This window comes from Saccharopolyspora cebuensis (assembly GCF_039542665.1).
In the GTDB taxonomy this organism is placed as follows: domain Bacteria; phylum Actinomycetota; class Actinomycetes; order Mycobacteriales; family Pseudonocardiaceae; genus Saccharopolyspora; species Saccharopolyspora cebuensis.
This window is the reverse complement of the sequence record NZ_BAABII010000003.1, coordinates 797,830-818,449: the sequence shown is the minus strand read 5'-3', so window position 1 is coordinate 818,449 and position 20,620 is coordinate 797,830. Positions and strand designations below refer to the sequence as shown.

Genomic DNA, 20,620 nt, shown 5'->3' with positions numbered 1-20,620 from the left:
AAACAGTTCGCTGTTGAGTTCTCAAAGAACACACCCACACCACAACCACACACCCAAGCATGCAGTCGAGGGGAGCATTTTCCCGTTCGCTTCGCATCTCCAAGCTTAGAGCATCGCTTTTCCGATTGTCAAACCGGGGTTCAACCGGCCGTACCGGTCTTTCCCGCAATCAGGAACCGCGATCTCAACTTGTCAATCCGAAGCAGTCTTGCTGTAGTTTCGGAGACTACCAGGGGGCCGAAACCCTTCCGCGCGGGGGTCCGGTTCGCACCGAAGACCGCTGCGGAACAATCGAGTTCCGATCCCTTTTCCAGTAGTCCGGGCCATCGTCGACCACCGCCCGAAAGCGGTCATCGAGTCCGATGGGATCCCGTTCGCCAGTGCCCGGTCCGTTTTCCGGCCCGTTCCGCTCTGGCCTGGACTAATTTACACACCCTTCCGAACCCCCTGTGCAGCACCCCCCTGCGAACATCAACACCGCAGGTCAACGGGGGTCAATGCGCCAGGTCGAGGCCGAACAGGACTTCCAGCTCCTCGATGGTGGATCGGACGCCCCGGTGCCGGACACCGACCATGCCGGCCTCCACCGCGCCCGCGACGTTGGCGGGGAGATCGTCGACGAAGACGCACTCGGACGGATCCACGCCGATCCGCTGCGCCGCGAGCCGGAAGACCTCGGGGTTCGGCTTGGCGACCCGCACCTCGCCCGAGAGCACCACCGCGTCGAAACGATCGACGAGACCAGGATCGGCGATGGAACGAGCGTTGGAAACGATCCCGGTGCGGATCCCGACCGCACGGACACGCCCCGCCACGTCGAGCAACGATGCGTGCCCGTTGCCGACCGGCTCGTCGAGCACACCCGCGTAGTCGAGCAACAGGCCCCTGAACTCCACGGATCGCACCGTAGCTCACACGATCGGCTTGCATCCGGGTTCTCGGTGACCGCACTGGCCACCGGGGCGCCTCTTTACCGGGCGAAGCACAAGGACCACGGGAGGTTTCCGATGACCACCGCAATGCGCGAGGCGGAACCGCAGCGCGACCTCACCGCCGCCGGGCGCACCGCCTACGCACTCGCGCACCACCTGGGCGAGCAGATCTTCGCCGTGCTGAACGGGAAAGCCTCGTGGCGGGCGATCGAGGGCTGTTCGCCCGGTGCGGTGCGCAGGCTGCTCCACGGAGCACGTCCTCCCCACGAGCAGGGCCCGGGTTACCGGCTGCGTTCCGTCCACGCCTGCGTCGTCTCCGACCGGTTGGTCGAAGCCTGCGTGATCGTCGGATCGCTCAGCCGGGCCCGGGCCCTGGTCCTCCGCGTCGAAAAGGAGCACAACCGATGGCGCTGCACCTTGCTGGCGCCGGTCTGATCACGACGGCGCCAGCGGTCTCAGCGCTTCTTGTTCTTCTTCTGCTCTGCTCGGGCAGCGGCCCGCCGCTCGCGCCGCGTGCCGTTGGCCCCGGACTGCGCGGCCGGACCATCGCTGCTCGTCTGCACTTCCCCGGTCTCCGAGGGACCGGAGTAGTTCAGCCGCTGCTGGTCCGGGCCGCCGGTCCCGCGCAGCGCGGTCGGCACCGGGGCGCCCTCGCCGGTCGGCGGCGCTCCGCCGAGCTGGCTCAGCGCCGGGCCAGCCGAGGCCGTCCGAGCACGCTTGGCACGGGGCTGCGCCCCCGCCTGCTGCGGTGCCGGGCGCTGCTGGGCCTGGCGCTGCGGGGCTTGCCCCTGCTGACCGCCGCGGCCCTGCCCCTGCGGTGTCTGGGGGACCTCAGGGACCCCGCTGCCATCACGGCTCACCGACACCGGCACGGACGGCTGCTCCGGCGCGGGCTCGGGCTCGGCCGCCTCCACCTGCGCGTTGAACAGGAAGGTGACCGACTCCTCCTTGAGGGCTTCGAGCATCCCGCCGAACATGTCGAAGCCTTCGCGGCGGTACTCGATGAGCGGGTCGCGCTGCGCCATCGCGCGCAGCCCGATGCCCTCCTTGAGGTAGTCCATCTCGTAGAGATGCTCGCGCCACTTGCGGTCCAGGACGCTGAGCACGACCCGGCGCTCCAGCTCGCGCATCGCGCCGGGACCGACCTTGCCGTCGACCTCGGCCTCGCGCCGGTCGTACGCGTTGCGGGCGTCCTCCAGGAGCAGTTCGAGGAGGCGCTCCTTGCTCAGGTCCTCCTCGTCGTCGACGAGCTCCTCCCAGTTCAGGGACACCGGGTAGAGCGAGCCGAGCGCCTTCCACAGCTTCTCGAAGTCCCAGTCCTCCGCGTAGCCCTCGCCGGTCTCGGCGTTGACGTACTCGGTGACGACGTCGGTCAGCATGTGCAGGACCTGTTCCCGCAGGTCCTCGCCGGCAAGAACCCGGTGGCGCTCGTCGTAGATGACGGTGCGCTGCTGGTTCATCACCTCGTCGTACTTGAGGACGTTCTTGCGGATCTCCATGTTCTGCTGCTCGACCTGGGTCTGCGCGCTGCGGATGGCGCGGGTGACCATCTTGTGCTCGATCGGCACGTCGTCGGGCACCTTGAGCCGGACCATCACGGTCTCGACCATCGCGGCGTTGAACCTGCGCATCAGCTCATCGCCGAGCGACAGGTAGAACCGCGACTCGCCGGGGTCGCCCTGGCGGCCGGACCGACCGCGGAGCTGGTTGTCGATGCGCCGCGACTCGTGGCGCTCGGTACCCAGCACGTAGAGGCCGCCGACCTCGCGAACCTGCTCGGCTTCGGTCTCGACCTGCGACTTGAGCTTCTCGACCACGCCCGGCCACTCGGCCTCGTACTGCTCGCCGTTGCGCACCGGGTCGAGCCCGCGGCTGCGCAGCTCGGCATCGGCGAGGTGGTCGATGTTGCCGCCGAGGACGATGTCGGTACCGCGGCCCGCCATGTTGGTGGCCACCGTCACCGCGCCCTTGCGGCCCGCCTCGGCGATGATCGCCGCCTCGCGCTGGTGGTTCTTCGCGTTGAGCACGTTGTGCGGGATGCCGCGCTTGGTCAGCAGCTTCGACAAGTACTCGGAGCGCTCCACGCTGGTGGTGCCCACCAGCACGGGCTGCCCCTTGTGGTGGCGCTCCTCGATGTCCTCGGCGACGGCCTCGAACTTGGCCGGCTCGCCCTTGTAGACCAGGTCGGGCTGGTCGACGCGGGCCATCGGCTCGTTGGTCGGGATCGGCACCACACCGAGCTTGTAGGTGCCCTGGAACTCGGCCGCCTCGGTCTCGGCGGTACCGGTCATGCCCGAGAGCTTGTCGTAGAGCCGGAAGTAGTTCTGCAGCGTGATCGTGGCCAGCGTCTGGTTCTCGGCCTTGATCTCGACGCCTTCCTTGGCCTCGATCGCCTGGTGCATCCCCTCGTTGTAGCGGCGCCCCGCCAGGATGCGGCCGGTGAACTCGTCGACGATCAGCACTTCGCCGTCGCGGACGATGTAGTCCTTGTCGCGCTTGTAGAGCTCCTTGGCCTTCAGCGCGTTGTTGAGGAAACCGACCAGCGGCGTGTTCGCGGCCTCGTAGAGGTTGTCGATGCCGAGCTGGTCCTCGATGATCGTGACGCCGTCCTCGGTGACGCCGACGGTCCGCTTCCGCTCGTCGACCTCGTAGTGCTCCTCGCGCTTGAGCATCGGGGCGAGCCGGGCGAACTCCTGGTACCAGCGCGAGGACTGGTCGGCCGGACCGGAGATGATCAGCGGCGTCCGGGCCTCGTCGATGAGGATCGAGTCGACCTCGTCGACGACCGCGAAGTTGTGGCCGCGCTGCACGCAGTCGGACAGGCTCCACGCCATGTTGTCGCGCAGGTAGTCGAACCCGAACTCGTTGTTGGTGCCGTAGGTGATGTCCGCCGCGTACGCCTGCCGCCGCTGCTCCGGGGTCAGATCCGCGAGGATCGCGCCGACCTCGAGCCCGAGGAACCGGTGGATCCGGCCCATCCACTCGGCATCGCGCTTGGCCAGGTAGTCGTTCACGGTGATGACGTGCACGCCCTTGCCGCTGATCGCGTTGAGGTAGGCGGGCAGCACGCAGGTGAGCGTCTTGCCCTCACCCGTGCGCATCTCGGCGATGTTGCCGAGGTGCAGGGCGGCGCCGCCCATGAGCTGCACGTCGAAGTGGCGCTGGCCGAGGGTGCGCTTGGCCGCTTCCCGGGCGACCCCGAAGGCTTCGGGCAGGAGGCTGTTGAGGGCCTCGCCGTCCTGGTGGCGACGCTTGAACTCGTCGGTCTTGCCCCGCAGCTCGTCGTCGGACAGCTCGACGATGTCTGCTTCGAGCTCATTGATGTGCGCTGCGATGCCGCGCAGGCGCTTGAGCAACTTGCCCTCGCCGGCGCGGAGCAGTCGGGACAGGACCATCCGGTCGACCTCACTAGCTGATCGTGACGCGCCCGTCACGGACGCTTTCTGGTCATCGTATTAGAGCTGGTCGCGGGACCGTCCGTGACGGGTGCGGGCCCCGCGCACGGTTGTCCCCCGCGCACCACGGTACGCGGGGGACAACGGGTGCCGTCCGACTTGGCTCAGACTCGCCGTCAGTGCGAGTCGGCCAGCCGGATTACCCCGTAGTCGAACCCCTTCCTGCGGTAGACGACGCTCGGCTGGCCCGACTCGGCATCCGCGAAGAGGTAGAAGTCGTGGCCGACCAGCTCCATCTCGTAGAGCGCCTGTTCGACCGTCATCGGTTCCGACGAGTGGTCCTTCTCCCGGACGATCCTGCCGGGCTCGTAGTCCTGGTCATCAGCCCACGCGCGCTGCTCCGGAAGCTCGTACTCGACCTCCTGGGGCGCTTCGAGCAACGCGGTGCGGCCCTCCGCCGCGGTGTTGCCCATCACCACGGGCCGGTCCGCCAGCTCGGCCGTCGCCTGGGCGACCGAGGTGGGGTTGCGCTGCCCGTAGTGCACCTTCCTCCGGTCGTGCATCCGCCGCAGCCGGTTCTCCAGCTTGTTGGTGGCGGCGTCCAGGGCTCCGTAGAAGTCGCCGGCGGACGCCTCTGCCCGCACGGGTGAACCCTTGCCGACCAGGGTGATCTCCACCCGCTGGCAGTTCTTGGCCTGGCGCGGGTTGCGCTCGTGGAACAGCTCCACCTCTGCGCGAATGGCCTTCTTGTTGTACCGCTCGAGCCGGTTCAGCTTCTCGTTGACGTGCTCCCTGTAGTGGTCCGGCACGTCGACGTTGCGGCCCTTGACGACGATGTCCATTCACGACCTCCGTTCCTGCGTGCTCCGTGAGCGAGGTGTGTACGGCGGCGCCGGTCTGCCAGGCCTGATCAGCTTCTTTCCGGCGCCAGGAACATGGTGCGAAGCTCCTTCCCTCGGCCGGGCTGGCTGAGTGAGTGGCACGGTAGACCTCTTTACCGATTCGTGACATCCCCCGGCCCGGGGAAAAGTCAAGCAACCACGGAGAGTGATCGCGTGCCACTGTTGGACGCAGTCGGTCAGCGCGGAACGGGTGCGGTCCGATCGAGGTCGAATCCACTCGTTCGGGCGTCACTCGCCGCGCATGTCGCTCCTCCCGCTCGCGGAGCGGGAGATCCAGCTGCGACTCAACTGCGCACACCCGGACAACGAACACCGACCGCCGGGAGTTCCGCATCGGCGTTCCCGTTCGCACATCTCACCCGGACGTCGAGGTCAACGACAGCGCCGCGCGGACGTCGAACCCCGAGGCCAGGAGCACGCGCAAGCATTCGGCCACCGTCGCGCCGGTGGTGACGACATCGTCCAGCAGCACCACCGGCCACCCCGAAGCCGGGAGCCGACCCGAACGGACCAGCACTCGACCGGCCAGGTTTTTCACCCTTTCGGGTGCATCGAGGTCGGTGGAGTCCGCAGCGGAGCGATCGGTCACCAAGCAGTCCGCGACCTCCACCTGCCAACCCCGCACCACCAGGGCGGATGCCGTCCGGTCGGCCAGTCGGAGCACGTGCGGGCCACCACGCCGCCGCGCCGCGATGGCCTTCGACGGTGCGGGCACCAGGCAGCAACGCCCCTCCAGGCCCACCTGGTCGGCGAGCGCCCGCAGGCCGGTTCCGAGCTGCTGCCCCAACGGCTCGGCCAGGTGTCGCTGGCCTGACTCCTTGAACGCGAGCACGGCCCGGCGCGCCGCGCGCCGGTAGCGTCCCAACGCGTAGACCGGTACCTCCCCGGTGAACAGCGGACGATCGACGCGGCGGAGTCCGCCCAGCTCACCGGCGCACGTGCGGCACCACGCCGTGCCCCCGCGGCGGCACCCCGCGCAGCGCAGCGGGAACACGAGGTCGAGCAGGCCGGTGGCGGCGTCGCGGAGCAGATCAGCACGCATCTCCGCAGGATGCGCCGATGCCGCGTCGGACTCACCGCGCGCGTGTCGGCAACCCTGCCCGAGCAGTGGAGCGCCCACGTTCCCGACCGGGAGCGCGCAGGGCCCCGCCGCGACCGGCCAGCGGGGCGCCTCCGACTCGACCGGCGCCGCGGGCGTTCCTGGTCCCGCGTTCGGGCTCTGATCGTTCGGCTCCCTGCCGAGCAGGAACTTCCTCGCCTCCGGCGAGCGGTGCCGAGCGGGTACCACCACCCACTTCTGACAGGAAGGTTCCCCTGCTGTCATCGGTGACAGGAAGGTTCCCCTGCTGCCACAGGTGGCAGAAAAGCTCCCCTGCTGCCACAGGTGGCAGAAAAGCTCCCCTGCTGCCATCGGTGACAGAAAGCTTCCCCTGCTGTCGTCGGTGACAGAAGAGTTCCCCTGCTGCCACAGGTGGCAGAAAAGCTCCCCCGCTGTCACCGGTGACAGAAAGGTTCCCCTCCTGTCACCGCTGACAGCAAAGTTCCCCTGCTGTCACCCGTGACGGAAAAGCTCCCCTGCTGCCACCGGCGCTGGGGTGTGTCAGCCGGGGAAGAAGGGGATCGAGCCGCCGCCGATGGGGACGCGCACCACGGCCCAGACGTTGTCGGGTTCCTCGGTCTGCCACAGGCCGACGCTGTCGGCGACGATCACGCGCCCGTCCTGGGCGACGGTCACGCCGGTGAGGCGCTGCCCCAGGTTCAGGGCCGTGTAGCGGGTCCACTCGAAGCCGTCGACGGAGACGTCGTAGACCGGCGAGGAGCTGCTGCCGGTGATGGCCACCAGCGCGTCGTTGCCGCGCCACTCCAGCCCGGTGATCTCCACGTTCTCCGGTGGGACGAGCGGGGTCGGGTGCTGCACGACGAGCTGGTCGTCGCGCTCCCCGATGCCCGCGACCAGGATCCGCCCGTCGACGACCGCGGCCAGCCGGGTGCCGCCCGGGGCGATCCGCAGGTCCTCGATCTGGCCCGCGCCGACGAGCTCGGGCGCCTCGACCCGCTCGGTCACCCAGCGGTCGCCGTCCTTGCGGGCCCGGACCACGGTGCTGCCGTCGACCACGGTCCACACCTCGGATTCGGTGCGCCAGGTCGGCTTGGTCATGAAGGAGCCGGCGACGTCGAGTTCGGCGAGCTGCTGGGCGCCGTACTCGCCGACCCGCAGCGCCACGCCGCCGGGTCGGCGGGTGACCGCCGCGAGGTATTCGCCGTCGAGCGAGCGGCCGGCCTGCAGCACGCGGTACTCACCGGATCCGACCGCGCCGGGCACGGGGGTCGCGCTGTCGTCGATGAGCACCAGGCTCTCGTTGACGACCGCCATCCCGGGCAGGTCGGCGCGCACCTGGTGCTCGGTCTCGAAGGAGGCCACGTCGCTGGGCCGCAGGTCTCCCGCCTCGTCGAGCAGCGGTCGTCCTTCCTCCTTGAGCCGCACCCGGGCGCTGCTGACGCTCTGCAGCGAGAACACGGTCTGCGCGGCGATCTGCTGGCGCTGCTCGGCGGTGAGGTCGCCGAGGTCGCTGAGGTTGACCTCCAGGGCGCCGTCGGGGGACTCGCTGGTGTTGGTCTTGGGCACCACCCCGGGCGGGATCGCGCTGCGCAGGGAATCGCGGAACGCCTCGGACGGCCCGGTGACCAGCAGGTCGATCACCCGCCGGGGCAGGGTGCTCGACGGCAGCGCGGGGACGTAGCGCAGGTCGGGGACCACCCCGGTGCCCTCGTGGTTGAGGAAGTAGATCGGCAGCTGGCGGTAGGTCTCGGCGAAGGCGGCGCGGCCGGCGACCAGGCCCGGCGGTGGTTCGGCGATGCGCCACTCGCCGTCGGGCTGCCGCTCCACCCGCACCTCGATCCGGTACGGCCCGGACTCGGGGACGAAGGACTGGTCCGGTTGGAGCCTGCCGACCTTGTCGCCCTGCACGCTGACGAGCTGCACGCCCTCGGGCAGCGGCATGTCCTGCGGCACCGGGATGGTGTCGACGTCCTCGACGATGAGCAGCCCGGGCGTGGGCGACCACTCCTGCGCGGCCTGCGGGGTGAGGTGCCGACGCGCGGCCTCGTGGTCGCTGGCCGGTTTCGCGCTGTCGTCGACGAAGCTGCGGACCAGCGACAGGGCGTCGATGCCCTTGGGCAGCGGCTTGAGCTCCTGGGTGGCGTTGCCCTCGTCGATCGAGCGCACGGCCCTGGGCTCGGAGCTCTCCGGGATCGACGCGCACGCCGTGACCGGCACCAGCAGCAGGGCCACGGCCGCCGCCGCCCTCCGGACGGGTCGGCTCATCGGTCGTCCTCCCAGCTCTGCTCGGTGAGCCGCGCGGGCCCGGTGTCCCGGACCTCCCCGGGCTCGCCTTCCTGGACGGGGTCGGGCGCGGCGAGCAGGGCACCCGGCGCGGCGATGCGCCGGGTCTCGGGCATCGGCAGCGGGCTGGCGTCGAACGGCTCGCCGGGCCGGCGCGGCAGGGTCAGGCGGAAGCAGGAGCCCTCGCCGGGTTCGCCCCAGGCGTCGAGCCCACCGCCGTGCAGGCGGGCGTCCTCCAGGCTGATGGACAGCCCGAGCCCGGTCCCGCCGGTGCGCCGGTTGCGGGACGGGTCGGCGCGCCAGAACCGGGTGAACACCAGCTCGGCCTCGCCGGGCCGCAGCCCCACCCCGTAGTCGCGGACGGTCACCGCCACGGCCTTGTCGTTGACGCCGATGCGGATCTCGACCGGTCCGCCTTCGGCGTGGTCGATGGCGTTGCCCACGAGGTTGCGCAGGACGCGCTCGATGCGCCGGTGGTCGGCGTGGATGGTCTGCGCCTTCTCGGGCAGGTCCAAGCGCAGCTCGACACCGCTGGATTCGGCGATGGCCCGCAACGACCGCACCGTGTCGCGGACCACCTCGCACAGGTCGAGCGGTTCGGCGGCGAGGTCGGCCACCCCGGCGTCCAGCCGGGAGATCTCCAGCAGGTCGGCGAGCAGCAGCTCGAAGCGGTCGAGCTCGTCGACGAGGAGTTCGCTGGACCGGGACAGCCCGGGCGGGAACTGCTCGCGGGACGCGTGCAGCACGTCGGCGGCCATCCGCACGGTGGTCAGCGGGGTGCGCAGCTCGTGCGAGACGTCGGAGGTGAAGCGCCGCTGGAGCTGGCCGAACTCCTCGAGCTGGGTGATCTGCTGCTTGAGGCTGTCGGCCATCTCGTTGAACGACTCGGCGAGCCGGGCCACGTCGTCCTCGCCGATCACCCGCATCCGCTTGTCGAGTTCGCCCTCGGCGAGTTCCTCGGCGATCTGCGCGGCCTGCCGGACCGGGCGCACCACCTGCCGGGTGACCAGGTTGGTGATCGCGCCGAGCAGCACCAGCAGCACGCCGCCCACGACGAGCAGGGTCTGCTGGACCACGGCGAGGGTCTTCTGCTCGGCGGTGAGCGGGAACAGCAGGTAGACCTGCAACGGCCGGGTGGCGGTGCTCACCGGCATGCCGACGGTCAGCATCGTGACCGGCTCGGCGTCCATCTGGACGGTGTGGATCTTGGTGGCGAGCTGTCCGCGCTCCACGAACGCGCGCAGGTCCCCGGGCACGTACCCGATCGGACCGGCGGAGGGCTCGAACCGCGGGTCCCCGGGGGCCTCCCCGTCGACCAGCACCGGGTGGAACGCCCCGGCGGCGGCGTCGGCGCTGTCCTCCGACGTCGACGTGGTCAACCGGTTGAGGGCGGCTTCGAGCTGGTCGGAGACGCCCTCGGCGTTCGGGTCGACCGCGGTGAGCTCCTGCTCCAGGGTCTGCTTGCTGACCTCGACCTGGGTGACCGCGGCCTGCTCCTTGGCGGACAGGAGCTGCGTGGTGATCTCGGTCTGCAGCACCATGCCCAGCACCAGAACCACGGCCGTCGACAGCGCCAGGGTGCTGACCACCACGCGCAGCTGCATGGAGCGGCGCCAGATCGACTCGAACCGGTGCCACCGGTTCCGGATCTCCTCGCGACCGCGGCGCAGCGACCAGCGCACCCGGCCCCCGCGGTACCCCCAGGCGCTCATCGCCGCCGCCCCGCCGAGCACGCCGCGGGGCGACGGCTCATCACGGTGGGCCTGCCTTGTACCCCACGCCGCGGACGGTCAGCACCACCTCGGGGCTCTCCGGGTCGCGCTCGACCTTCGAGCGCAGCCGCTGCACGTGGACGTTGACCAGGCGGGTGTCCGCGGCGTGCCGGTAGCCCCAGACCTGTTCCAGCAGCACCTCGCGGGTGAACACCTGGCGGGGCTTGCGCGCCAGCGCGACCAGCAGGTCGAACTCCAGCGGGGTCAGCGCGATCGGCTGGCCCTCGCGGGTGACCTCGTGGCCGGGCACGTCGATGGTGACGTCACCGATCGCGAGGACCTCGGCGGGCTCGGCGTCGGTGCGGCGCAGCCGGGCGCGCAGCCGGGCCACCAGCTCCTTCGGCTTGAACGGCTTGACGATGTAGTCGTCGGCACCGGATTCGAGCCCGAGCACCACGTCGACGGTGTCGCTCTTGGCCGTCAGCATCACGATCGGCACGACGGACTCGGTGCGGATGGCCTTGCAGACGTCGATGCCGTTCATCCCGGGCAGCATCAGGTCCAGCAGGACCAGGTCCGGCTTGAGCTCCCGCAGCGCGGGCATCGCCTTGGTGCCGTCGCTGACGACAGCGGTCTCGAAGCCCTCGCCCCGGAGCACGATGGTCAGCATTTCGGCCAGGGCCGGATCGTCGTCCACCACGAGCACGCGCGCCTTCATGTCCACCATGGTTGCACTTGTCACCGACTCCGCGAACATCCACCCGCTGCTGGTCGTCCCTGGTCGCCGCGCGGGCACCGGTCCCGCGCCCTGCATACCGCTGAACGGAGCAGGGGTCCGGCACCGGATCGGTGACCGGCGGCTTCAGCCGACGTGAGGTGCGTCGCGGTCGGAGTCCAGCAGGTCCACCAGGGCGCCGAAGTCGACGTCGGCGACGCCGTCCACGACCGTCCACGGCGACCACCAGTCCGCCGCGGCGAGCTGCGCGTAGACCTCGCCGCACCGGCGCTGGAGCCCGTCGTCGGACTCGAAGCTGTCCCGCGCCCGGTCGGCTTCGGTCCGCTCCCGGTGCCGGGCGCGTTCGGCGGCGACCTCGGTCGGCACCCGCAGCAGGAGCTGCCGGTCCGGCCGGGGCAGCCCGAAGCGTTCGATCTCCAGCTCCGCCACCCACCGCACGAACCGCCCGGTCGCGTCCTGGTGCAGGCGGGCGGCGCCGTAGGCGGCGTTGGAGGCCACGTAGCGGTCGAGCAGCACGACGTCGTGGGCGTCGAGCGCGGCGCGCAGCTCGTCGGCCGCACCGCGCCGGTCGAGGGCGTAGAGCACCGCCATGCCGTGCACCGAGGAGCCGAGGTCGCCGTGGCCGCCGCGCAACGCCTCGGCGACGAGTTCGGCGTGCACGTCCTCGGCGTAGCGCGGGAACGCGGTGCGGGTCGCCGAGCGGCCGCGGCGGCGCAGCTCGGCGAGGATGCCGTCGGCGAGCGTCCGCTTGCCCGCGCCGTCCAGTCCCTCGATCACGATGAGTCGGCCCACGGCGACGACGGTAGCCGAGCGCGGTGGCGGCGCGGCGCGCGGCCGGAAACGGCTTCCGCCGGACCGGGCCGGTCCGCTAGACATCAGCTCGACGGCTCCGCCGGGAGCCCGCCACCGCCGCTACCCGAGACGAGGTCCGCATGAGCGCGCAGACCCACACCTACCGGGCGTCCGTGACCTGGACCGGCAACACCGGGACCGGGACGTCCTCCTACACCGCCTACAGCCGGGAGCACGTCGTCGACGTCGCGGGCAAGCCCCCGCTCACCGCCTCGGCCGACCCGGCGTTCCGGGGCGACCCCGGGCTGCACAACCCGGAGGAGTTCCTGCTCGCCGCGCTCTCCGAATGCCACCTGCTGTGGTACCTCGGGCTCTGCGCGGCCTCCGGCGTGGTGGTCACCGCCTACCGGGACGAGCCGGTCGGCACGATGGCCGAGCAGCGCGACGGCGGCGGGCGGTTCACCGAGGTCGTGCTCCGGCCCCGGGTCGTGGTCGCCGAGGCCGCGATGGTGCCGCGCGCCGAGGAGCTGCACGAGCAGGCGCACCGCAAGTGCTTCATCGCGAACTCGGTGAACTTCCCGGTGCGCCACGAGCCGGAGGTCCGCGTCGGCTGACCGGGGTCAGTACCGGTAGTGCTCCGGCTTGAAGGGCCCCTCCACGTCGACGTCGATGTACTCGGCCTGGTCCTTGGAGAGCTTGGTCAGCTCCCCGCCGAGGGCTTCGACGTGGATGCGGGCGACCTTCTCGTCGAGCACCTTCGGCAGCCGGTAGACCTCGTTGTCGTACTCCTGGTGCTTGGTGAACAGCTCGACCTGGGCGATGGTCTGGTTGGCGAAGGAGCTCGACATCACGAAGCTCGGGTGCCCGGTGGCGTTGCCCAGGTTCAGCAGCCGGCCCTCGGAGAGCACGATGACGGACTTGCCGTCCGGGAACACCCACTCGTCGACCTGCGGTTTGATCCGCACCCGCTGGACGTCGGGCATCCGCTGCAGCGCGGCCATCTCGATCTCGTTGTCGAAGTGGCCCACGTTGCCGACGATCGCCCGGTGCTTCATCCGGCGCATGTGGTCGAGGGTGATGATGTCCCGGTTGCCGGTCGTGGTGATCACGATGTCGGCCTGGCCGAGGACGCTGTCGAGCCTGGCGACCTGGTAGCCGTCGAGCTGGGCCTGCAGCGCGCAGATCGGGTCGATCTCGGTGATGACCACCCGCGCGCCCTGGCCGCGCAGCGCCTCGGCCGAGCCCTTGCCGACGTCGCCGTAGCCGCAGATCACGGCCACCTTGCCGCCGATGAGCACGTCGGTGGCCCGGTTGATGCCGTCCACCAGCGAATGCCGGATGCCGTACTTGTTGTCGAACTTGGACTTGGTCACCGAGTCGTTGACGTTGATCGCGGGGAACAGCAGTTCGCCCTGCGCGGCGAGCTGGTAGAGCCGGTTCACGCCGGTGGTGGTCTCCTCGGACACGCCGAGGACGCTCTCCGCGGCCCGGGTCCACTTCGCCGGGTCGGCGGCCAGCGAGGCGCGCAAGGTCGCCAGCACCACCTTGAACTCGTCCGGATCGTCGTCCGCCGGGTGGGGCACGACCCCGGCGCGCTCGTACTGGACTCCCTTGTGGACCAGCAGGGTGGCGTCGCCGCCGTCGTCGAGGATCATCGTCGGCCCCGGCTGCTCCGGCCAGGTCAGCGCCTGCTCGGTGCACCACCAGTACTCCTCCAGCGTCTCGCCCTTCCAGGCGAAGACCGGGACACCGCGCGGCGCGTCCGGCGTGCCGTGCGGGCCGACCACGGCCGCGGCGGCGGCCGCGTCGTCGGTGGAGAAGATGTTGCAGGAGGCCCAGCGGACCTCGGCGCCCAGCGCGACCAGCGTCTCGATCAGCACGGCGGTCTGCACCGTCATGTGCAGCGAGCCCGTGATCCGCGCTCCGCGCAGCGGGAACACCTCGGCGTACTCGCGCCGCAGCGTCATCAGGCCCGGCATCTCCTGCTCGGCGAGCCGGATCTGGTGGCGGCCTTCGTCGGCCAGCTCCGGATCGGCGATGGCGAAACCGCCACCGCCGCTCGGTCGATCGGAACTCATCTGGGGACTCCTCGCAGCCTCGGGAAGGACGGACGGGGGACGGCTGGTGGTGGGGGCGCGGGCCGCACCGGATACTACCGGGAGTGACCGTTCGCCTTCGCGGTGCGATGACGCGGCCGAGGGCGACTCCGCCGAAATCCCGGACAGCGGGTCGTCGGACGATCACAATCGGAGGGGAGCACTCGCTTCGCCCGGGACGTCGGAGGACAATTGCAAGATCGACACGGCCGTCCGGCGCCGCGTCGACCGGCGAGCCCGCCGACGACCCGCCCACCGCGACCCTGGAGGACCAGTGCCACTACCCGGGCCCGACACCCGAGTGGTCGAGCTGCGGGTGCACGGCATCCTCGGCACCACGCCCGACGAGCTGACCGAGTCGGTCGCCTCGGTGGACGTGGCCGGTGACGGGGTCGGCCGGATCGTGCGCCCCGCCGACCGGCTGCTGCGCCCGGTCCCCGGCCCGATGCTCTCGGCCGGCGACCGCTCCGTCCCCCGGATCGTCGAGGGCTACGTCTGGGGCGGCATGACCTCCGGCGGCCTGTCGAAGGCGTCCTGGGCGCTGCTGTTCCCCTTCGCCCTGGCCAACGTCGCGCACTGGATGCTGCCGCCCGCCCGACCCGGTCACCGGGTGAGCGGGCTGCTCAGCGCCGTCCTGCGGGCGTTGTTCCGGCTCTCCGCGCTGCTGCTGACCACGCTGTTCGTCAGCCAGCTCACCGTGGTGCTGCTGGACCTGGTCGCGGCGCAGTGCCTGCGCCCCGGCGGGACCTGCCAGAGCTGGGTGCCGGACGCGTTCCGCGAGGTCGACCAGCTGCGCGCGTTCCTCGGCCTGCTGCCGGTGGGCCTGGTGGTGCTGCTCATGCACCGGCTGTCCCGGACCTCGTGGCGGGTCACCACGGGACGCGGCGGGACCGCGCAGCACTCCGCCCGGGCGCCGATGCTGCCGGGCGCCAACGTCGTCACCGACCCGGACACCGCCGCGCTGCGGGTCCTGCACACCACCGCGGCGCTGGCCGCGATGGCGCTGGTGGCCCTCGGCGGACCGTTCGCCCCGAGCGCGGACCCGCGCTGGCTGGTCGCCGTCCTGCTGCTGGTCGGGTGCGCGGTGGGCTGCGGCGCCCTGGACGACCCCACCGGGATGACCGAGAGCGGCGGGCGGGCGCTGCGCACCGCGCTGAGCCGGGTGCCGCGCCGCGTGCTGCTGACCACCGGTGCCGTGCTGGTGCTGTCGGTGGCGGTGCTGCCCGGGCCGCTGTCCGGTCCGCTGCCCGGTTCCGGCGCCGTCACCGGGTCGATCACCGCCGCGATGGTGCTGAGCTGCGTGGCGATCGCGGTCCTGCTGCTGCCCGCGGCCGCGTTGGCGCGACCGACCTGGCAGGACCTGCCCGCCGACCTGCGCCCGTGGGCGGGCGGCTGGATGGGCGCCCCGGTGCTGATGATCGCGTGCCTGCTGGGCAACGGTTTCGGCGCGGGCCTGGCGTTCACCGTCCGGCAGGCGCTCGACCCGGCGCTGGTGCTGCCCGCGACCTACGACGACGTGACGCTGTTCTGGGGGACCGGCGCGGTGCTGGCGGTGCTCGCCGCCGCGCTCGGCGGGCCGTGGCTGCTGATCCGCCGGTGGCGGGCCGGTCCGGAGGAGATCCCGGAGGAGGTCGCGCTGCTGCACGCGGGCCGCAAGGAGGACCAGCGGTCCGCCGCGAGCGCGTGGAAGTGGGCCGGTCTGCAACGCCGGAACCTGCACCGGGTGCTGCTGGTGATCAGCGGGGTGCTGGTCGGCAGCACCGCGGTGACGCTGGCGGCCAAGACCTTCGGGCTGCCCCGCTGGCCGTTCGCCGACTGGCTGGTGGGCCTGGGCGTCCTCGCGCTGGCGGCGCTGGCCGTCGGGCTGCTGCGGATGGTGTACCTGGCCGCGGTCAAGCCGGACGCGGGGCGGTACCTGGGCGTGCTCTGCGACCTGGTGCTGTTCTGGCCGCGCGAAGCGCACCCCGTGGTGCCGCCGTGCTACGCGATGAAGGTGATCCCGGAGCTCGCGGCCCGCGCCACCGAGCACCTGGCCGACCCGAACACGCGGGTGGTGCTCGTCGGCCACAGCCAGGGCAGCCTGCTCGCCGCCGTGACCACCGCCCGGCTGCTGGAGACCCTGCCGGAGCAGGACCGCGAGCGGGTCGGGCTGGTCACCGCGGGGTCGCAGTTGCAGTGGGCCTACCCCCGGGCGTTCCCCGGCGTGGTGCCGCACTACGCGCTGCGCGACCTCGCCGGATCGCTGGAAGGTCGCTGGCGCGCGCTGTGCCGGGGCACCGATCCCATCGGCGGCGCGGTCAGCACCTGGAACCGGCAGGTCTACGGCGGCACGCTGATCGGCGTGGGCTTCCGCGAGGGTTCCGAAGGACCGCTGCCGCCCGCCACCCGGGGACCGACCGGTGCGCTGGTCCTCGGCGGCGACCACTGGCTCCCGGACCCGCAGCGCGGGCCGTTCGCCTGCCGCCGCTGGGTGCCGGGCGTGCTGGGGCACAGCGACTACACCGGCGACCCCGAGTGGGACCGCGCGGTCGCGATGGCCGCCGGGTTGGAGAGCCCGGCGCGCGGCGCGTCGCTGCCGCTCCAGCACCAGCCCGGTGGCCGGGGCGTGGCTCCGGCGGCGGACTCCGCTGGAGCCCCGGTGAGCGCCGGGGACGACGAACCGCCGACGCCCGTGGGCGCGGCGTCCCGCGACGGTGCCGAGGTGGTCACCGACCGGGTGGCCGGGAACGGTGCGATCCCGCTGGACGAGGTCGACGCCGTCCCCGAGGAGGAGACCGCGCGCGAGCCCGACGGACCGCCCGAACGACCGGAACCGGCGGTCCTGCCCGAGATCACCGAACCCCGGGCGCGCACCGCCCCGTGGGAGCGCGGCCTGTCGCTGCGGCCCTCCGAGCGCTGACCGCACCCCGCCGGACCGGCGCGGGGCGGAGCGCGGCCACGGCGGTCGCACCCCGGACGCTCGGAGCGGCCGCTGATCGCCCGACACGTCCGGAACTCCCCGGCGTCCCCACCTCCGGGACGGCAGCCGCCCCGGAGGTGGGGACGCCCGCGGCGGATCACCACCGGTGCCGGGTCGGCACCGCATCCGCCGCGCCACCGACCACCACGGCACCGACCACCACGGCACCGCGCGCGGGACCGGTGGCCGGACCACCACCTCCGCACCGAGGCACCCGCCCGGACCGGCACCGGCCCGGGCTCCGGGTGGAGGAGCCGCCACCGCGGCGCGCACCGGCATAGGGCGGACACCAGGAACCGGGGCGGGGAACGGGATTCGCACTGCTCGTCGTCGCACATCCTCGATGTTCCGCCGTTCCCGGCGGGAAGTCATCGCTCGACGGTGTGAACATCAGTTCGAATCCACGTCCGGGCTCCGGAAACGTCGGAGGGCGCCGCCCCAGCGGGACGGCGCCCTCCGACGCGCGGTCAGACGGTCAGCCCTGGTCCTTCGGCGAGGACGAGGGCGGCAGGTCGAACTCGCCCCGGCCCAGCCGCGAGTGGCTGCGCCCGTAGAGGAAGTAGATGACCACACCGGCGGCCATCCAGACCAGGAACCGGACCCAGGTCAGGGCGGTCAGGTTCAGCATCAGCCAGATGCAGGCGATGATCGCCAGGATCGGCACCAGCGGCACCAGCGGCGCCCGGAAGCCGCGCGGCAGGTCCGGCCGGGTCTTGCGGAGCACGATCACCCCGGCCGAGACCAGCACGAACGCGAACAGCGTCCCGACGTTGACCATCTCCTCCAGCCGCTCGGCCGGGAAGAAACCGGCGGCCAGGAAGACGACCACGCCGACCAGCACGGTGGCGCGCACCGGCGTGCCGTGCTTGTCGCTGGTCTTGGCCAGCCCGCGCGGGATGAGCCCGTCGCGGGACATCGCGAACAGCACCCGGATCTGGCCGAGCAGCATGACCATGACCACCGTGGTCAGGCCGAGCAGCGCGCCGATGGCGATGATCGTCGCCGCCCAGGTGATGCCGTTGAGCTGGAAGGCGGTGGCCAGCGTGGCCTGGGTGCCGTCCTCGGTGGTGGCGAGGTCGGTGTAGTGCGACATGCCGGTCAGCACCAGCGCGACCGCCACGTACAGCACGGTGACGATGACCAGCGAGCCGAGGATGCCGCGCGGCGCGTCGCGCTGCGGGTTGCGGGTCTCCTCGGCGGTGGTGGCCACCACGTCGAAACCGATGAACGCGAAGAAGACCAGCGAGGCACCGGCCAGCAGGCCGAACACGCCGAAGTTGCTGGTCTCACCGCCGAGCAGGAGCGAGAGCAGCGACTGGTCGATGGCCGCGCCGCCCTCCTGGGACGGCTGGGCCGGCGGGATGAACGGGGTGTAGTTGGCGGCCTTGATGAAGAAGGCGCCGACCACGATCACCAGCAGCACCACGGCGACCTTGAGCGTGGTGATCACCAGGCTGAACCGGGCGGAGAGCTTGGTGCCCAGCGCCAGCAGCGTGGTCAGCACGGCGACCAGCAGCACCGCGCCCCAGTCGAATTCGAGCGGCCCGAGGGCGACCGAGGTGGGCAGGCCGAGGCCGAAGATCTCCAGCACCTGCTGCAGGTAGGCCGACCAGCCCTTGCTGACCGCCGCGGCGGCGACGGCGAACTCCAGGATCAGGTCCCAGCCGATGATCCACGCGATGAACTCGCCGAAGGTGGCGTACGAGTAGGTGTACGCGCTGCCCGCGACCGGGACGGTGGAGGCGAACTCGGCGTAGCAGACCGCCGCCAGACCGCAGGCGATCGCCGCGATGACGAAGGCCAGCGAGACCGACGGTCCGGTGACGTCGCCCGCCGTCCGCGCGGCGAGGGTGAAGATCCCCGCGCCGATCACGACCGACACGCCGAAGACGATGAGGTCCCAGGTACCGAGGTTCTTCCTCAGCTTGCTGCCCGGTTCGTCGGTCTCCAAGATCGATTGCTCAACCGACTTGGTTCGCCACAGCCCATTACCTGGCACTGTCGCCTCCCTCTTCCATCCCATGTGGTGGGTCGCACCTTAGCGCCGCAGTCTCGCAACCGGAACGAGTGAACCTGAAGCAAGCACGCGATTCGTTAACGGCTTGTGATTCAGCGAACACCGCTCCGCCCAGCAGCACCGCCCGCACCGCACCGGCGTGCGAGAAGCCTCGCAGCAGGCACGGCCGCGCGCACCCCGACCGCCGCCGCGAACAGGCGGCGGAGATCGGCTCTGACGTCGCGCCCAAGGTACTGGCCGACCGCGCCGGTCACCGGCCGGGTCCGCGCACCGGGGCGCCGCACCGGGTGCCGAGGTCGACGAACCGCACCGCCGCGATCACCGCGCGCAGCCCGCGAGGGCGGTGCGCCGCGCCACCCGCCCGCGAACGCTCCGGTGCGAACCCGCGCTGAACTGCGCGAACGCCTTCGGGCGGGCGCGGTCGAGCGTTCTTGGTCTCACCGTTCCAGCACGTGGGAATCGGTCGGCCCGGGAGCCGCCCGGAAGACCTGCGCGGCCCCGTCGGCGTCGAGTTCCAGGGGGCGCAGCTCGACCGCCGGGTCGTGCGCGGCCAGCCACACCGACTGGCCCCGCACCAGGTCCAGCTCGCGCGGGACCGCACCACCGCCGGTCAGCCGGACGCTGCCCTTGGTGCACAGCAGTATCTGCGGACCGCCGGAGTCCAGGTGCACCGGCCGCCGCTCGGCGGGCGACCAGTCCAACCGGGACAGCTCGAACTCCTCCGCGGGCGTGGGGTAGACGGTCAGGTTGGCGTCCAGCGACTCGCCCTTGAGCACGCGCATGTCGCCGCACGCGAAGTCCAGCACCCGCAGCAGCTCCGGGACGTCCACGTGCTTGGGCGTCAGCCCGCAGCGCAGGATGTTGTCCGAGTTGGCCAGGATCTCGATGCCGGTGCCGTGCAGGTAGGCGTGCAGGTTCCCGGCGGGCAGGAAGATCGCCTCGCCCGGCTGCAGCACCAGCCGGTTGAGCAGCAGGCTCGCCAGCACGCCCGCGTCGTTCGGGTACGCCTCGCCGAGCTCCAGCGCGGTGCGGCACTCCAGCGCGAACTCGCCGCGTTCCCGGACGTGCCGGACGCAGGCGTCGAGCAGCTCCGGCATCAGCTCGCGCAGGTAGTGCTCGGGCAGCGTGATCCAGGTGGTGAACAGGGCGCGCAGGCCGTCGGCGTCCGGCTGGCCGGCGAGCAGGTCCCGGTGCGGGCGCAGCCGCGGCACGTCGAGGTCGTCGAGCAGCCGGACGGTGCGCTGCGCGTCGCGGAACCCGGCCAGCGCGTGGAACTCGGTCAGCGCGCAGATCAGCTCCGGCTTCGCGGTCGGGTCGGGGTAGTTGCGGTTCGAGGCGCTGCGCGGGATCCCGGTCGCCTCCTCCCGGGCGAACCCCTCCGCCGCCTGCTCCGCCGACGGGTGCGCCTGCAGGCTCAGCGGCTCGTCGGCCGCCAGCACCTTGAGCAGGAACGGCAGCCGCCCGCCCCAGCGGTCCAGGCAGTCCGGGCCGAGGTGGCGGTCCGGCTCGTCGTCGAGCAGGGACAGCAGGGTGACCTCGGACCCGTCGCCGCGGACCACCCGCGAGGGATCGCCGGGATGCGCCCCCATCCACAGCTCGGCCTCCGGATGGGGCGTGGGAACGGGTCGGCCGAGCAGGTCCGCGATCGCGGTGCGCGAACCCCACGCGTAGGGGCGCACCGCGTTTCGCAGTAACTCCACAGTCGTCTCGCTTCCTCGTCGTGCCCGGTGCCCGGG

At 71.6% G+C, this 20,620-nt stretch carries 14 protein-coding genes; 3 read left to right on the top strand and 11 right to left on the bottom strand.

Annotated elements, in window-relative coordinates; all coding sequences use genetic code 11:
* Window positions 1-494: 494 nt before the first annotated feature.
* Window positions 495-896: an HAD-IA family hydrolase gene (locus tag ABD976_RS06520; protein ID WP_345358661.1), complete on the bottom strand. Its 402-nt coding sequence runs from the start codon at window positions 894-896 to the stop codon at window positions 495-497.
* Between the two features lie 111 nt (window positions 897-1,007).
* On the opposite strand from ABD976_RS06520, the gene ABD976_RS06515 reads away from it, so the two are divergent.
* Window positions 1,008-1,367, top strand: a complete 360-nt coding sequence (locus ABD976_RS06515) for an Rv3235 family protein (protein WP_345358658.1) — start codon at window positions 1,008-1,010, stop codon at window positions 1,365-1,367.
* A gap of 20 nt (window positions 1,368-1,387) precedes the next feature.
* Here ABD976_RS06515 and secA read toward each other — a convergent pair whose 3' ends face one another.
* The 7 genes from secA to ABD976_RS06480 all read right to left on the bottom strand — a co-directional run bounded on the left by secA (window position 1,388) and on the right by ABD976_RS06480 (window position 11,812).
* Window positions 1,388-4,327: a preprotein translocase subunit SecA gene (gene secA / locus ABD976_RS06510; RefSeq protein WP_345358655.1), complete on the bottom strand. Its 2,940-nt coding sequence runs from the start codon at window positions 4,325-4,327 to the stop codon at window positions 1,388-1,390.
* Window positions 4,328-4,503: 176 nt separating this feature from the next.
* Window positions 4,504-5,169, bottom strand: a complete 666-nt coding sequence (hpf, locus tag ABD976_RS06505) for a ribosome hibernation-promoting factor, HPF/YfiA family (RefSeq protein ID WP_345358652.1) — start codon at window positions 5,167-5,169, stop codon at window positions 4,504-4,506.
* Window positions 5,170-5,584: 415 nt separating this feature from the next.
* Complete coding sequence (locus ABD976_RS06500; RefSeq protein ID WP_345358650.1) at window positions 5,585-6,271, bottom strand: ComF family protein; 687 nt, start codon at window positions 6,269-6,271, stop codon at window positions 5,585-5,587.
* Window positions 6,272-6,829: 558 nt separating this feature from the next.
* On the bottom strand, window positions 6,830-8,554 hold the full coding sequence (locus ABD976_RS06495) for an LpqB family beta-propeller domain-containing protein (RefSeq protein WP_345358648.1): 1,725 nt from the start codon (window positions 8,552-8,554) through the stop codon (window positions 6,830-6,832).
* On the bottom strand, window positions 8,551-10,284 hold the full coding sequence (gene mtrB, locus ABD976_RS06490) for an MtrAB system histidine kinase MtrB (protein WP_345358645.1): 1,734 nt from the start codon (window positions 10,282-10,284) through the stop codon (window positions 8,551-8,553). Before mtrB ends, ABD976_RS06495 begins: the two co-directional genes overlap by 4 nt.
* A gap of 40 nt (window positions 10,285-10,324) precedes the next feature.
* Entirely contained in the window at window positions 10,325-11,002 is a 678-nt protein-coding gene (mtrA, locus tag ABD976_RS06485) for an MtrAB system response regulator MtrA (RefSeq protein WP_345358642.1), read from the bottom strand.
* Between the two features lie 144 nt (window positions 11,003-11,146).
* Entirely contained in the window at window positions 11,147-11,812 is a 666-nt protein-coding gene (locus tag ABD976_RS06480; protein WP_345358639.1) for a dTMP kinase, read from the bottom strand.
* A gap of 140 nt (window positions 11,813-11,952) precedes the next feature.
* On the opposite strand from ABD976_RS06480, the gene ABD976_RS06475 reads away from it, so the two are divergent.
* Window positions 11,953-12,426 carry an OsmC family protein gene (locus ABD976_RS06475; protein WP_345358635.1) on the top strand — a complete coding sequence of 158 codons (474 nt, stop codon included), beginning with the start codon at window positions 11,953-11,955 and terminating at the stop codon, window positions 12,424-12,426.
* Between the two features lie 6 nt (window positions 12,427-12,432).
* Here the strand turns inward: ABD976_RS06475 and ahcY are convergent, their stop codons facing one another.
* Window positions 12,433-13,890, bottom strand: a complete 1,458-nt coding sequence (gene ahcY / locus ABD976_RS06470; RefSeq protein WP_345358627.1) for an adenosylhomocysteinase — start codon at window positions 13,888-13,890, stop codon at window positions 12,433-12,435.
* A gap of 292 nt (window positions 13,891-14,182) precedes the next feature.
* Here ahcY and ABD976_RS06465 point away from each other — a divergent pair, with 292 nt between their 5' ends.
* On the top strand, window positions 14,183-16,807 hold the full coding sequence (locus ABD976_RS06465) for a hypothetical protein (RefSeq protein ID WP_345358624.1): 2,625 nt from the start codon (window positions 14,183-14,185) through the stop codon (window positions 16,805-16,807).
* 535 nt (window positions 16,808-17,342) lie between these two features.
* On the opposite strand, the gene ABD976_RS06460 is transcribed toward ABD976_RS06465, so the two are convergent.
* A complete protein-coding gene (locus tag ABD976_RS06460; protein ID WP_345358621.1) occupies window positions 17,343-18,866 on the bottom strand; it encodes an amino acid permease in 1,524 nt (507 codons plus the stop codon).
* 455 nt (window positions 18,867-19,321) lie between these two features.
* Window positions 19,322-20,584, bottom strand: a complete 1,263-nt coding sequence (gene manA / locus ABD976_RS06455) for a mannose-6-phosphate isomerase, class I (protein WP_345358618.1) — start codon at window positions 20,582-20,584, stop codon at window positions 19,322-19,324.
* Window positions 20,585-20,620: the final 36 nt, after the last annotated feature.